Genomic DNA, 15,742 nt, shown 5'->3' with positions numbered 1-15,742 from the left:
CAGGAGTTACCCGTCATGCCAGCACCACTCGGCTGGGTCCGCCAGTTCCACAAGCCGGCCTCCGCCGATCTTCCGCCCCTGTTGATCTGCCCACACGCCGGTACCGGCGCCTCCGCCTACCGAGCCTTCTCGAAGGCGTTCAGCGAACACTTCGACACCGTCGTCTTCCAATATCCGGGCCGCCAGGACCGGGCGCGTGAGGCGGCGCTGACCACGCTGCCCGACATCGCGCAGGGTGCGCTCGCCGCTTTCCTGGATTCCCCGCACCATCGGGGCCGTCCGCTGACCGTCTTCGGGCACAGCATGGGCGCGATGGTCGGCTTCGAACTGGTCCGTGCGGCCGAGAAGGCCGGGGTCGAGGTGCGGCTGCTGGCCGCCTCGGCCGCCGTGTCGCCGGGGCGGGCGGTGGACCTGCCGCCGCATCCGAGCGAGGACGAGCAGATCCTCGATCACCTGGGCCGGCTGGAGGGCACCGGCTCGGAGGTGCTGGCCAGCCGCGAGGTGATGCGGATGGCGCTGCCGGTCGTGAAGGCCGACTACCGCGCCTTCGACTCCTACACCTGCCCGCCGGAGGTCAAGGTGCAGGCCCGGATTCATGTGCTGGGCGGCGCGGAGGACCCCTACATCACGCCGCGCGATCTGTATGCGTGGGCCGCTCACAGCGAGCAGGACATCGAGGTGACCGTCTTCGACGGCGGGCACTTCTATCTCAATGACAATGTCGCCGGGATCGTGGAATTGCTGGCCCCCGAGCTGAATACGGTCCGATGACCGCGATGACACACGAGATCGACCCGATCGTGGTGTCGGGCATGGCGATCGAGGCGCCCGGTGGCGTCGAGACGCCGCAGCAGTTCTGGTCGGCGCTGTCACAGGGCCGCGAGCTGGTCGGCCCGTTCCCGCGCGATCGGGAATGGCCGCTCGAACAGCTGCTGTCGCTGGATCGGCTCGACGGCTGGAGCACCGTCTGCGACGCGGGCGGATTCCTGGACGGCGCAACAGAATTCGATCCGATGTTCTTCGGCGTCACCCCGCGTGAGGCGGTGGCGATGGATCCGCAGCAGCGGGTCGCGATGCGGGTGGCCTGGCGGGCGCTCGAGCATGCCGGGCTCAATCCGGGCGCGCTCGACGGCGCGGAGGTCGGCTGCTACATGGGTGTTTCGATCACCGAGTACGGACCGCGAGCCGCGGCCGTCACCGAGCACAGCGGTTACCGCGCGACGGGCAGCGCGCTCGGTGCGGTGGCCGGGCGGATCTCGCACGGGCTCGGGCTGATCGGGCCGTCGCTGAGCGTCGACACCGCCTGCGCCTCGGCGCTGTCGGCGGTGCATCTGGCGGCCCAGGCGATCCGCGCCGGGGAATGCGACTGGGCACTTGCGGGCGGGGTGTGCGTAATGGGGTCCCCCGCCGCGTTCTTCGAGTTCTCCAAGAACAACGCGCTGGCCACCGACGGCCACTGCCGCGCCTACGCCGCCGATGCCAGCGGCACCCTGTGGGGCGAGGGCGCCGGAGTCGTGGTGCTCGAACGCGAATCGCGGGCCCGCGAACTCGGGCATCGGATCTACGGTCGGCTGCTGGCCACCGGAATCAACCACAACGGCAAGGGCGCGCCGCTGGCCGTCCCGAGCGCCGCGGCCCAGCAGCGTTTGATCGAGAAAACCCTTGCCGCCGCGGGCATCCGGCCCGACCAGGTCGGTCTGATCGAAGGCCACGGCACCGGCACCCCTGTCGGTGATCCGCTGGAGCTGACCGCCCTGGCGCAGGTGTACGGGGCTCCGGACCGCGACCGCGGCCCACTGCTGGGGTCGGTGAAGTCGAATGCCGGTCATGCGCAAGCGGCCTCGGGCCTGCTCGGCCTGATCAAGGTCCTGCTGTGCGGGGCGCACGGCCAGATCGCGCCGAGCCTGTTCGCCGACAACCCCACCGCCGCCGTGGATTGGGACTCGACCAGCCTGCGGCTGGCCACCGACCTCACCCCGTGGGAACCCCTCGACGGTGTGCGTTACGGCGCGGTCTCCTCGTTCGGCGTCGCCGGAACCAATGCGCACGCCCTCGTCGCCATGCCCGTTCTGGAGGAACAGTATGTGTGAGTACCGGCTCCCGGACGGCACCGTTCCGGTGCTGCTGTCGTCGGACACCGCCGCGGGATTGCGCGCCGAGGCCACCCAGCTGTCGGCCTATCTGCAGACCCACCCGCAGGTGACGGCGAACCAGGTGGCGGACATGCTGTTCCGCACCCGGGTCGCGCGTCGGCGTCGGGCCCTGGTCATGGTCGACACCCGCGAGGAGCTGCTCGACGGTCTGCGTGCGGTGGCCGCCGAGGCCGAGCATCCCGCCGTTGTCACCGGTACGGCAGCCACCCGTCGCATCGGATTCGTCTTCCCCGGCCAGGGCAGTCAGCGCCCCGGTATGGGCAAGCTGTATTACGAACTGTCCCAGGCATATCGGGCCGAGGTGGACGCCTGCGCCGCCGTGCACGAGGAGCGTTTCGGGCACACCCAGCCGCTGCACTATCTGCTCGGCAACGAGGGCCGTTACGAGGACACTGTCTGGGAAGTGCAGCCCGCCTTGATGTTCCACATGGCCGGGCTGGCCGCGATGTGGCAGGCGGCCGGGGTACGACCGGCCGCGACCGTCGGCCACAGCCAAGGTGAGCTGGCGGCCGGGCACATATCCGGCGTGATGACTCGCGGCGATGCCGTGTTCGTGGTGACCCATCGATCGAAGCTGGTCGATCAGCTCTCCCCACGCGGCTTTTCGATGGCGGTGCTGGGTATGGACCGGGAGGACTGTGAGGCGTTGTTGGCCCGCCACTCGGGCTGGGCCGAACTGGCCGTGGTCAATTCCCCGCACATCCTGGCCGTCTCCGGTGACCGCGACACCATCGTCGACATCGTCGCCGCGGCCACCGCCAAGGGCAAGTTCGCCAAGGAGATCCGTGTCGCCTATCCGGCGCACACCTCGCTGGTCGCCGAGGTGCGGCGCTCCTTCCAGGAGCGGGTCTTCGAGGAGATGAGCGCTCGCACCTTCGCGGACAGCGAAATCCCGTGCTACGGCGCCACACTCGGCGAACGCATCACGTCCGAACTGGACCACGAGCAGTACTGGTATTGGAATCTGCGCAACCGGGTTCGGTTCGATCGTGCGATCGTGGCCGCTGCCTCCGACGGGATCGACACCTTCGTGGAGGTGGCCGAGCATCCCACGCTGCAGCTGGCGCTGCAGGAGAATCTGACCCTGGTGCCGCAGGACCCGGCGTTGCCGCCGCGCGATTTCCGGGTACTGGGCACGTCGCTGCGCACCGCCGAGAGCCTGCGGGAGTTCACGCGGAATCTGGCGACGGTCGCGGTCGGTGACCTCGGCTACCGCTGGGAGGCGCTGCGGACCGAGTCGTCGGTGGGTCTGCCGCTGCCGGATTTCCCCCATACCGTGATGAATCCGCAGCGGTTGTGGGCTGCGGCGGGGGAGAGCCCGGCCGAAGGCATGCCGGGATCGACGGGGACCGATGAACCGGGATCGACGGGGGCCCAGGGGGCGTCCGGAGCACGAGTGCGGCCCTTGCGGCTGGCCGAGACGTGGATGCGGCTGGAGCGGCGTTCGCTGGTGCCGCCGCGTGATCTGCTCGTGGTCGATCACACCGGCCGCTGCGCGGAACTGGCCGCCGCCCTCTGCACCGCCGCCTACAACCACGGCGGGTCGGGTCGCCTGCATACCGACACGGGTGCAGGAGGTTTCGATACCGCGGTGATTCTGCTGCCCGAACTGCCCGAGACCGACGGGCCGGGCGCGATCGAGCAGGTGGCCGAATTCTTCTCCACCCCAACGTGGTTGCCCGAGCTCGCTACGGTGCGCGACTGCTGGCTGGTCACCGTGGGCGGGGAGGCGGTCCTCGACGACGACCCCGCCCCGCATCCGTTCCACGGTGCCGTCTCGGCCGGATTCCGCTGCCTGGCAGCCGAACACCTCGGTACCGCATTCCGGCATCTGGATCTGGCCGCCGGACAGTCCGGCGCGAGCGAGGCCGCGGCCGTGGTGCGTGCCCTGCACACCAAGGAGGAGCCGCAGCTCGCGTTGCGCGGCAACGGCGTCTACGCCAAGCGGTTCGACGTCGACACCGAACCGCACACGCCCACCGGTGAGCAGAACCTCGATCACGTCGTGATCATCGGCGGCACGGGCACATTGGGCGTCGAGTTCGGTGAGCACTACGCCGGGCTCGGTGCCCGCCGGATCACGCTGCTGAGCCGGTCGGGCGAGACACCGGCGGTAGCGGGGCGACTGCGCGCGATTCGTGCCGTCGCACCATCGGCCGATATCGACGTGGCCGCCTGTGATGTCACCGATCCGGCCGCGGTCGCGACACTGGCCGAGACCCTGCGGGATCGGCCCGCGAGCCTCATCGTGCATGCCGCGGTGAACTACGTGCGCGCCGAACTCGCCGATGTCACCGGTGACAAGATGCGCGAGATGGCGGGGTCCAAGATCTACGGCACCGACAATGTGCTGCGGATGCTGCCCCGCACCCCCGACTGCCGAGTGGTGCTGTGCTCCTCGTTCGCCGCGACCCTCGGCGGCCGTGGGCAACTGCTGTACGCGACGGTCAACCGCATGCTGGACGTGCTGGCACGGCGGCTGCGGGCCCAGGGCGTCGACGCGCTGTCGGTGCAGTGGGGACTGTGGGATCTGACCGGACCGCTGCATGCGGTCGGTGTCGGGCCGGTGGAGGCCGCCGGTGCGGTCGCGATGGCGCCCGAGGACGCACTGACGGTCGGGTTCGGCGAACATGCGGACCTGCCGGGGGCGGGTAATCGGGTGGTCGCCGCCGCCGATTGGCACGACCTCCACGCCATGCTGTCCGCGGCCGGTTTCGGACCGTTGCTCGAGCGCGTCCTCGCGCATGCACAGGAGCCCGAAACCGTGGTCGCCGAACCGATTGCGGCCGAACCGTCCGAGCCCGAGAAGCCCGGCGGCGCAACGCTGTCCGAGCAGGTGCGCGTGCAGCTGGGCAAGGTGATGGGCACCGACGGCCTGGACGCGCTCGACAGTTCGGTGCCGCTGGTGGCGCTCGGCCTCGACTCGTTGCAGGCCCTGGACTTCCGCAAACGCGTGCAGTCCGAACTGAACCGGGATCTGCCGGTGGCGGCGATCCTGGGCGGCGCGTCGCTCGACGACGTCGTCCGGTTGATGGCGGCCGACCAGGCGTGAGCCGATGAATACCTCAGGGAGCGAAACCACGATGTCCACCAAGTCCCTTCAGGACCGCCGCAGGGAACTGCTGCGCCGCAAGATGGCCGAAACCGGCGTCGCCACCGCGTCCACCGCCGACGCGGCGCCGCGCAGCCGGGCGGGACAGCGCTCACCGCTGTCGGCGGGACAGCGGCGGCTGTGGTTCCTGCAGACCCGGGACCCGGAGGACAGCACGCTCAATATCTGCGTGGCCTACCGGCTGACCGGAGCGTTGGATTCCGAGCGCCTGCGCCGGGCCGTGCAGACCGTGGTCGATCGGCACGAGATTCTGCGCACCACCTACGGTTTGGGTGAGGACGGCGAACCGTATCAGCTCGTCCACGCCGAGCTGGCGCCGCAGTGGCAGACCCACGATCTGCGGGAGCTGCCGGAGACCAGCCGGGGTCTGCGCCTGGAGGTGCTGGCGCGACGGGAGTTCGGGCGCCCGTTCGATCTGGCTGCCGACTCGCCCCTGCGAATTCTGCTGGCGCACATCGGTGCCGACGAGTACGCGCTGGTGCTCGTGGTGCATCACATCTGCTGGGACGACGACTCGTGGGCGGTGTTCTTCCGCGAATTGAACGCCGCCTACCGGGAGACCGAACTGCCCGGATTGCGGGGTCAATTCGCCGACGTCGAGGACATCGTCGGCTCCGACGACGATCTCGATTACTGGCGTTCGGCGCTGCGACCGCTGCCCGAACCGCTCGAGCTGCCCGGCCGCGGGGCGGCGACGACGGCCAAGCAGGCCGATCACCGCCTCCGGGCCGTGCCGCAGGACCTGGTCGAACGGGTGGAGAGCTTCGCCCGTCAGCACGCCGCCACGCCGTTCATGGTGTGGCTCGCAGCCTGGGATGCGGTGATCCACCGCTACACCGCCGCCACCGACTTCCTCGTCTCGGTACCGATCACCGTGCGCCGCAACGCCGTTGCCGAATCCCTCATCGGCTACTTCGGCAATACTCTGCTGCTGCGCGGCACGCCCACGCCCGCCGACTCCTTCGCCGAACTGGTGGGCCGGGTCCGCGAGACCTGCCTCGGCGCCTTCGCCCACCAGGGCATCGGTATCGATCGGGTGGTGCGCGAGGCGAATCCGGACCGCCACGGCGGCCGCGACGGGCTCGAGCAGCTGGTGCGGCTCGGCTTCAGTGTGCGCAAGACCGCCGACGGATTCGATCTGCCCGGCGTCGCGTCCGTCCCGCTCGAGCTGCGCAGCCCCGTCGCGCAGGTACCGCTCGGACTGACCGTGGCGCTGGAGGACGACGGCGCCCGGCTCGAGCTCGAATACCGGGTCGGGGAGCTGGAATCCGAGCTGGTCGCTCAGCTGGCCGACCACTATGTGCGGCTGCTGGACAGTGCGCTGGCCGCACCGGATCACCGGCTGGGCGAGATCGATATGCTCGGCGCCGACGAGCGGTCCCGCATTCTCGAGCTGTCCCACGGTGAGCTGATCCCCGCCCCGGCCACCACCATGGTGGCGCTGTTCGAGGACCGGGTGGCCGCTCAGCCGGACGCGGTCGCGCTGGTCGCCCCCGACACCGAGGTCGAACTCGACTACGCCGCGCTGGACGGCCGCGCGAACCGCTTGGCGCACTGGCTGATTCGAGAGGGCGTCGGCACCGAGGACATCGTGGGCCTGCGCTTGTCGAACTCGGTGGAGTTCGTCGTCGCGGTGCTGGCGGTACTCAAGGCCGGTGGCGCCTACCTGCCGATCGATCCCGCCTATCCCGACGACCGCATCGACTATCTGGTCGAGGACGCCCGGCCGCGAATGGTGCTGGGCCGGGTGGAATTCGACGCCGCCGAAGAGTCCGCCGCCGACCTGCCCGACCGCGCGCCCACCGATGCCGATCGGATCCGCCCGCTGCGGCCCGGCAATCTGGCCTACGTCATCTACACCTCCGGTTCGACAGGAAAGCCGAAGGGTGTCCCGGTGCCGCACCACGCGATCGCCGAACACCTCGAGGGCTTCGCCGCGCAGTGGGGGATGACCGACCAGGATCGGCTGCTGCAGTCGTCGTCGGTCAGCTTCGACGCCTCGCTGCTGGACATCTTCGTCACCTTCACCGTCGGCGCGCGGCTGGTCGTGCCGAAACCCGATGCGTTCCGGGATATTCCGTACGTCGCCGACATCATCACTCGCTGCGGTGTGACCGTGCTGCACATGGTGCCGTCGATGCTGAGCACCTTCCTGCTGCTGCCCGAGGTGAATCAATGGCGGGCGCTGCGGCACGTGCCGGTCGGCGGTGAGGCGCTGCCGGGCGAGATCGCCGACAAGTTCGCCGGCATCTTCGACGCCGAACTGCGCAATCACTACGGCCCCACCGAGGCCGTGGTGTGTGCGACCCATATGACGGTGGAGGGCCCGCAGGGCACCCGCATCGTGCCGATCGGCGTGCCCAACCGCAATGTGTACGCCTACCTGCTGGACGAGGCGCTGCAGGTGGTGCCCACCGGCGTGGTCGGCGAAATCTACCTGGGCGGTGAGCAACTCGCGCGCGGCTACCTGAATCGTGCGGGCCTGACCGCGGAACGGTTCGTCGCCGACCCCTTCGCGGGAAAGGCGGGGACCTCGGGGCGTGGGGGGCGGCTGTATCGGACCGGTGACCTGGCGCGGCGCAATGCCGCGGGCGAGATCGAATTCGTCGGCCGCGCCGACGAACAGGTGAAGGTGCGTGGTTTCCGCATCGAGCTGGGTGAGGTCGAGGCCGCGATCACCGCGCACCCGAGCGTGGGGCACTGCGTGGTCGTCGCCGTCCAGGACGATGCCGTGGGCGCGATGCTCGCCGCCTACGTGGTTCCCGAGGCCGGACAGGCCGTCGACCTCGAGCAGCTGAGGGCGCATGCGGCCGCGACCCTGCCGGAATACATGGTGCCGTCGGCGTTCGCCGTGATCGATGAGATCCCGCTGACCGTGCACGGCAAACTGGACCGGCGGGCGCTGCCGCAACCGGAACGGGCCGTCGCACACCGCTATCGCGAACCGGCCACCGCCACCGAGATGCGGCTCGCGAAGCTGTTCGGGCAGATCTTCGGCCGCGACCGGATCGGCGCCGACGATTCGTTCTTCGAGCTGGGCGGGCATTCGCTGCTGGCCACGCGGCTGATCGTGGTGATCCGTTCCGAATTCGGGGTTCAGCTCGATGTGCGGGCGCCGTTCGACACCCCGACCGTCGCGGGGCTGGCCGCACTCATCGAGGCGACTCCTGCCGCGACCGCGCCCGCGGTGCAGCCGTTGACCAAACGTGAACGCCCGCAGCGTATTCCGCTGTCGCATTCGCAGCTGGCGCTGTGGTTCCAGCGCAAGCTGGAGGGGCCTACTCCGATCGGCAACATCCCCTTCGCGGTGCGGATGGACGGACCGCTGGACGTGGCCGCGCTGACCGCCGCGCTCGGCGATGTGGTGTCCCGGCACGAGGCCCTGCGCACGGTGTTCCCGGAGGACAACGGCGTGCCGTATCAGTCGGTGCTGCCCGCCGGGCCGATCGAGGTGCCGGTGACCGTGCTCGACGATCCCCGCCGCTTGCACGACGCACTCGCCGACGCGGGCCGCCACTGCTTCGTGGTGGAATCCGAGCTGCTGATCCGGCCGCGGATCCTGCGGCTGGACAACGCGACTCACGTGTTGTCGCTGCTGGTGCACCATCTGGTCGCCGACCACTGGTCGTTCCGGACGATCCTGAGCGACCTGGCCGAGGCCTACGCCGCCCGCGTCGCCGGTGCCGCACCGCAGTGGGCGCCGATGCCGGTCGACTACGCCGATTACGCGCTGTGGCAGCGGGAGACGGCCGATGCCGCCACCGCCGGGCTCGACTACTGGCGTACCCAGCTGGCCGGGCTGCCGGACGAGATCACCGTCGCCCCCGACCGTCCGCGTCCGGCCGTCATCGGCAAGAACGGGCACGTGGCGACGTTCACGGTTCCGGCGGACCTGCGGCGGCGGCTGAAGGACTTCGCCGAGCGGACCGGCGCCTCCGAATTCATGCTCTACCAGGCCGCCGTCGCGACCCTGCTGCACAAACTCGGTGCGGGCGAGGATATTCCGCTGGGCACACCGGTCGCCAACCGCGTCGACCCGGCGGCCGCGGACCTGGTCGGCTTGCTCGCCAATATGGTGGTGCTGCGCAACGACCTGTCGCGCAACCCGACACCGCGCGATGTCCTCGAACGGGCCCGCACGGTCGCCCTCGGCGCCTACAACCACCAGAGCGTGCCGATCGAACGTGTGGTGGAGGCGCTCAATCCGCCGCGCTCGCGGTCGCGCAATCCGTTGTTCCAGGCGATGATGCACTTCCGCGAGGAGGATTGGGCGGCGACCGGGCTGCGGCTGGGTGAGGCATCGGTGACGGTGCTGCCGCTGGAGTTCGACGTCTCCCTGCTGGACCTGTCGGTCAACTTCTTCGCCGGCGACGACGGCGGCTTCGACGCGAGCATCATCGTCAACGGCGACCTCTACGAGCCCTCGACCGCGCACTCGTTCGCACAGCGGATGATGCGGGTGCTCAACGGCTTCGCCGACCAGCCGGATCGGCCGCTGGCCGAACTGGATGTGCTGGCCGGTGGGGAGCGCGAGCGGCTGATCGGCGAATGGGCCACGGGCGTAGACCTTTCCGGCGTGCTCGGCGTGGCCGGACTGCTGCGCCGCGGGCGTGAGGTTCCGCCCGTGCGCACCGCGCTCCGCTGCGGCGACACCACGCTCAGCTATCAGGAACTGTTCGGACGCCTCGGCTCGGTCGATGGAACCGGCGTCGGCGAGGCGTCGGCCGACGGTCTGGTTCACCTCCTGGCCGCGCTCGAACGTTCCGGCGCCGACGACGCCGCGCTGGCGGCGGCGGTGGCCGACCGTCGTGCCCTGGCCGCCGAAAGGCGTACGGCGAACACCGATCCGGCCCTGGGCTCGGCCGATGTCCGGTTGATCGCCGCGCCGTGGGGAAGCCTCGACATCACCATCGAGTTGCTCGCGGCCGTCGCCGACGGTGCCACCCTGATCGTGGCGACCGAGGCACAGCGGGAGGACCCGGTGGCGCTGGTGGATCTGATCCGGGAGCACGCGGTGACCCACGTGGTCGCCGAGCCGGGCGTGCTGGCGCGATTCGTGCAGACCGGTGTGTCGGTGCTGCCGTCGGTGCTGCGCTGGGATGTGCTCGGAATCTCGTGGCCCGCAGCGCTTCCCGATCTGCTGCCCGCGCTGGCGGCCGACTCGCTGGCCACCTTCTCCTATCACCCCGCCGGGTATGCGGGTGCCGCGGCGCGCGGACCGCTCGACGGGAGCGGGCGGGCCTGCCCGATTCCCGGTGCGCGGGTGTTGATCCTGGACGAGCACCGGCGACCGGTGCCGCCGGGGGTGATCGGTGACGTGTATGTCGGCGGTGCCACGCTGACCGGCGAGGAAGCCGACCACGTCGTCGCCGACCCGTACCGAACCGGAGAGCGCCTGCTCCACACCGGCGATCGCGCCCGCTGGTCCGCGGACGGACGGCTGCTGTTCGTGACCGCCGTGGCGGTCGAGCACCGGGAGACGACCGCCGTCGCGGGTGCGGAGACCGACACCGAACGCCGGTTGATCACCATTCTCGAGGAACTGCTCGAGATCGACGACGTGCAGCCCGACGACAACTTCTTCGGCCTGGGCGGCGACAGCGTGATCTCCATCCAATGGTCGGTGCGCGCCAACGAGATCGGCCTGCCGATGTCACCGCAAATGGTGTTCGAACATATGTCGATCACCGAACTCGCCGCCGCCGTCGACCGAGCCGTGGCCGACGGCGTGCAACCGGCCACGGCGCAGGATCTGGCTGCCCTGGCGAATCCGGCCGCATCCCCTGTGTCCGAACCGGCAGCGACCGAACCCGCTCCAGCGCCGGCTCCGGCGAACCTGTCCGGCCTGAACGACGACGCCCTCGCGGCACTCGGCGCCGCATGGAAGGCCACCCGATGAGCGTGGATCGGTCCGTGCCCGCCGACATCGAGGACGTGCTGGCGCTGAGCCCGCTGCAGGAGGGGCTGTTCTCGCTGGCGCAGTTGGCCTCCGACGGCGTCGACCTGTATTCGATGCAGTTCGTCATCGATATCGGCGGGCCGCTGGACGTGGATCGGCTGCGGCGCAGTGCCGAGGCGATTCTGGACCGGCATCCGAATCTGCGGGCGGCATTCTGGGATCGCGATCTGCCCAAGCCGGTGCAGATCGTGCCGACTTGGGTCGAGCTGCCCTGGACCGAGATCACCGCGCGGCCCGAGGAATTCGATGCGATCGCGGAGGCCGATCGGCAGCGCAATTTCGATCTGAGCCACGGCCCCGCCCTGCGCGTCACCCTGGTGACCCTGCCCGATCAGCGCCGCCGCATGATCGTCACCGCCCACCACATCCTCATGGACGGTTGGGCGGTCGCGGTGTTCTTCCGCGAGCTCATCGCCGTGTACGAGGCGGGCGGAACCGCGGATTCGCTGCCCGCGCCGCGGCCGTACCGCGAGTACATCGCGTGGCTGGCGGCGCAGGACGCGACGGCCGCCGAGCGTGCTTGGTGCGACTACCTGAGCCCGCTGTCGGGACCGCTCATGCTGGCTGAGGCCGGTGCCGAAGTGGGCGAGGCCATTCCGAAGCGAACCCGGCTGAGCCTGGACGCCGCCGACACCGACCGCCTGGTGCGGTGGGCGCGCACCAACGGGCTCACCATGAGCACGGTTGTCCAATTCGCCTGGGCGGTGGTGCTTTCCCGGCTGACCGATCGACGCGACGTCGTCTTCGGCACGACCATCTCCGGCCGCCCGGATTCGCTACCCGGCGTGGAAACCATGATCGGCCTGTTCATCAACACCGTGCCCGCGCGAATCGTGCTGGAGGGCAATCGAACCGTGGTCGAACAGTGCCGCCTGGCGCAGCGGGAACAGGCGGCGATGCGCGACGCCGGATACCTGAGCCTGTCGGCCATCCAGCGGGCGGCGGGCCAGGGCGCGCTGTTCGATGTGCTGTTCGTCTTCGAGAACGCCCCGATCGGTGCGGCCACCGACCCGGTGGTCGCCGGTGACGGCACCCGCTTCCTGCCGGTGGCCATGGAAAGCCTGGTGCACTATCCGCTGTCGGTGGTGTCGCATCTCAACGACGGCGTCCTGGTGGTCATGCTGGAGGCGGTCGCCGAGGCGCTGCCCCACTTCCCGCCCGCCCAGATCGGCGCCCGCATCCTCTCGGTCCTGCGGCAGCTCCCCGATCACGGCGACCGCGGCGTCGACGCGGTGGATGTGCTGCTTCCCGGAGAGCGTGCGGCGCTGCACATTCCGCCTGCCCCGGAGGCGTCGGCAGAGGTCACGAATGTCGTGGAGCTGTTCGCGCGACAGGTCGCCGCGGCACCGGATGCTCCGGCACTGTCCACGGCGAGCGAGCGGTTCACCTATCGGGAACTCGACGAGGCGTCCGGGCGGCTGGCCGCCGAGCTGACGGCCGCGGGGGTCGGGCCGGAATCGGCGGTGGCGCTGGCGTTGCCGCGATCGTCGCGGTTCGTCGTGGCGATTCTGGCGGTCCTGCGCGCCGGTGCGTCCTATGTGCCCGTGGATGTTTCGGCACCACCGGCGCGGATCGCATCGATCCTGCGGCAGTCGGATCCCGCGCTCGTGCTCACCGCCCGCGACTGCGTATCTTTGGTGGCCGAGGCCGGGTATACCGGGCAGCCTGTCGTACTGGATGATTCGGAGATCGAGCGCCGAATCGCCGGTCACGTCGTCCCGGCGATCCGCGCGGTGCATCCGCAGTCGCGCGCCTACATCATCTTCACCTCCGGGTCCACGGGAGAACCCAAGGGCGTCATCGGGACCCATGCCGCGCTGGCGAGCTACTTCGCCGACCACCGCGACCGCGTGTACCGCCCGGCGCAGGCCCGGCTGGGCCGCACGCTGCGGATCGCCCACGCCTGGTCGCTGAGCTTCGACGCCTCCTGGCAGCCGTTGATCGGCCTGTTCGACGGCCATGCGGTGCACCTGTTCGACGAGGCCGAGATGCGCGACGCGAACGGAATCGTCACGGGCATCGTCCGGCATCGGGTCGACATGATCGATACGTCGCCGTCCATGTTCGCCCAGCTCTCGGCGGCCGGGCTCGTCGACGGTGATCACCTGTCGGTGCTCGCGCTGGGCGGTGAGGCGATCGGCCCCGCCCTGTGGGAGCAGTTGCGCGGCCTGCCCGCCACCGCCGTCTACAACTGCTACGGCCCGACCGAGACGACCGTGGAAGCGGTCGTCGCAACGGTGAATTCCGGTGCCGGGCAGGCGGGTTCGTCGCCGTCGCCGGTTATCGGGCGCCCGGTGGATCGCATGTTCGGCTATGTCCTCGATTCCGCGCTGCGCCCGGTGCCTCGCGGCGCGGTCGGCGAACTGTACCTGTCCGGCGCCCAGGTGACCCGTGGCTATCTCGGCAAACCGGCGCTCACCGCCGACCGGTTCGTCGCCGACCCGTTCCATCCGGGGCAGCGCATGTACCGCACCGGTGACCTGGTGCGGCAGTCGCCCGCCGGGGACCTGTCCTATCTCGGTCGCGCCGACGACCAGGTGAAGATCCGCGGTTACCGCATCGAACTCGGCGACATCGAATCCGCGCTCCTGCGGCTCCCGCCCGTGCGCGAGGCGGCCGTGGTCGTCGTGCAACGTCCCAGTGGTTCGAGCCTGGTCGGATTCGTCGTCACCGACCCTCATCTCCCGGACATCGATGGGTGGGTGCTGCGCGGGGAATTGGCCGAACACCTGCCCGGCTATATGGTTCCCGCCCGCATCATCGCCTTGCCCGCACTCCCGCTCACCCCGAACGGCAAGCTGGATGTGCGGGTGCTGGCCGACATCGGGTTGCGCGAGCTGAACATCCAGGGCACCGGCACCGCCGCACGCACGGATACCGAACGTGCGTTGTGCACGGCGTTCTCGGAGGCGCTCGGTGGCCGCACGCTCGGCATCGACGACGACTTCCTCGATCTCGGCATCGACAGCATCGTCGCCATCTCCTTGGTGAACAAGGCCCGGCAAGCCGGGCTGTCGGTCAGTCCGGCCATGGTCCTGGCGACGCCGACCGTCCGGGATCTCGCCGCGGCCATCGACGCCCGTGCCGCGCAGGAGCTTTCGGCCGGGCCGGTCGAGTACGGCGAAGTGCCGACCACGCCGATCATGTCGTGGCTCTACGAGTTCGGCGGCTTCCGCCGCCTCGCGCTGTCCACGCTTGTCGCACTGCCGGACGAGATCGACCGTGCCGCACTGGAATCGGTGCTGCAGTCCCTGATCGACGGCCACGACATGCTGCGGGCGCGACTGATCGAGACCGAGGGTGAACCCCGGCTGATCACTCGGGAACCGGGTGTCGTCCGCGCGGCCGACGTGGTGACCGACGTGCCTGTGGACGGTGACCTCGGTCCCGCACTGGCGGCCGAGTCGCGGGCGGCGATCGACGCCATCGATCCATACGCGGGCACCATGATTCGCGCGGTGCGCTTCGTCCGCCCGTCGGGCGACATTCTGCTGCTGTCGGTCCATCACCTGGCCGTCGACCCGGTGTCGTGGCATATCCTGCTCGCCGACCTCGCCGACGCCTGGTCCCGGATGACCGGCGAGGGCGGGGGTCCGATCGCCCTGCCGCGCGAGCACACTCCGTATCGGGAGTGGGCCGAGCTGCTGACCGCACGCGCGCACAGCCCGGAAGTGCTGGCGCAGTACGACTTCTGGGCCGCGCAGGTGGCCGAGCCCGACCCGCCGGTCGGCTGCCGCGCCCCCGACCCGCGCCGCGACACCTGGGCGTCCTACCGGATCACCCCGGCGATCATCCCGGCCGAACCGACCGGGCGCCTGCTGGACGGCACCGGCCGAGACGGCCAACCGGGCCTGCCCGACCTGCTGCTCGCGGCGCTGTGCGCCACCCTGTCCACCTGGCAGTCCGGGCACGGCCGCGACACCTCCGCGGGCACCCTGATCGCCCTCGAGGGGCACGGCCGCGAGGACGCCCTGGTCGGCGCCGACACGGCCCGCACGGTCGGCTGGTTCACGACCGTCTACCCGCTGCGCCTGGCCGCCGGTCTGGACCTCGACGTGGCCGCCCTCGAGAACGACCCGGACGCTGCCCGGCAACTGATGAAAACCGTTGCGGCACAGTGTGAACAGGCGCCGAATAAGGGTTTGGACTACGGTCTGCTGCGTTACGGCGGTCCACTGGCCGAGCCGGTTGCCGAGCCGCAGGTGATGTTCGACTATCTCGGCCGCATGGATCTCGCCGCGAATCGGGTGGGTGCGTGGTCGCCGATCTCGGATCTCACGGTGCACCAGCACCTTCCGATCGCGCCGGAGCCGGATATGCCGCTGCGCTACGCCCTGGACGTGATCGCCGGGGTGCATCCGGGTGTGGACGGGCCGCAGGTGGTCGCGCTGTGGCGGTGGAGCGACGTGCTGTTCGATCCCGCCGACATCGAACGGCTGACCGAGATCTGGTTGCGCGCCGTCGCCGCGCTGACGTCGTCGGTCGTGAGCGTGACTCAACAGTGAAAGCAGGGGAATG

General features: G+C 70.1%; 5 protein-coding genes. All 5 read left to right on the top strand.

The genetic code is table 11. From position 1 onward, the window contains the following. Positions 1–15 precede the first annotated feature (15 nt). The 5 genes from IU452_RS03530 to IU452_RS03510 are packed head-to-tail and all read left to right on the top strand — an operon-like array spanning position 16 to position 15,729. Positions 16–771, top strand: coding sequence for a thioesterase II family protein (locus tag IU452_RS03530; protein WP_195107372.1), 756 nt, complete (start codon positions 16–18; stop codon positions 769–771). Next, the gene (locus IU452_RS03525) at positions 768–2,090 is read left to right on the top strand and encodes a polyketide synthase (protein ID WP_195107371.1); all 1,323 of its coding nucleotides are present in this window, start codon (positions 768–770) and stop codon (positions 2,088–2,090) included. Before IU452_RS03530 ends, IU452_RS03525 begins: the two co-directional genes overlap by 4 nt. Beyond that, entirely contained in the window at positions 2,083–5,205 is a 3,123-nt protein-coding gene (nbtC, locus tag IU452_RS03520) for a nocobactin polyketide synthase NbtC (RefSeq protein ID WP_195107370.1), read from the top strand. The genes IU452_RS03525 and nbtC overlap by 8 nt, the downstream gene beginning before the upstream one ends. Positions 5,206–5,236: 31 nt before the next feature. Next, on the top strand, positions 5,237–11,164 hold the full coding sequence (locus IU452_RS03515) for a non-ribosomal peptide synthetase (protein WP_228816301.1): 5,928 nt from the start codon (positions 5,237–5,239) through the stop codon (positions 11,162–11,164). After that, entirely contained in the window at positions 11,161–15,729 is a 4,569-nt protein-coding gene (locus tag IU452_RS03510; protein ID WP_195107368.1) for a non-ribosomal peptide synthetase, read from the top strand. Before IU452_RS03515 ends, IU452_RS03510 begins: the two co-directional genes overlap by 4 nt. The last annotated feature ends 13 nt before the right edge of the window (positions 15,730–15,742 follow it).

Source organism: Nocardia transvalensis (genome assembly GCF_015477765.1).
Taxonomy (GTDB): Bacteria; Actinomycetota; Actinomycetes; order Mycobacteriales; family Mycobacteriaceae; genus Nocardia; species Nocardia transvalensis_A.
This window is presented reverse-complemented; position numbering and strand designations above follow the sequence as displayed.

Coding starts and splice junctions, on each gene's coding strand:
- IU452_RS03530 (WP_195107372.1), top strand. CDS start 16: ATGCCAGCACCACTCGGCTGGGTCCGCCAGTTCCACAAGCCGGCCTCC.
- IU452_RS03510 (WP_195107368.1), top strand. CDS start 11,161: ATGAGCGTGGATCGGTCCGTGCCCGCCGACATCGAGGACGTGCTGGCG.
- IU452_RS03525 (WP_195107371.1), top strand. CDS start 768: ATGACCGCGATGACACACGAGATCGACCCGATCGTGGTGTCGGGCATG.
- nbtC (WP_195107370.1), top strand. CDS start 2,083: ATGTGTGAGTACCGGCTCCCGGACGGCACCGTTCCGGTGCTGCTGTCG.
- IU452_RS03515 (WP_228816301.1), top strand. CDS start 5,237: ATGTCCACCAAGTCCCTTCAGGACCGCCGCAGGGAACTGCTGCGCCGC.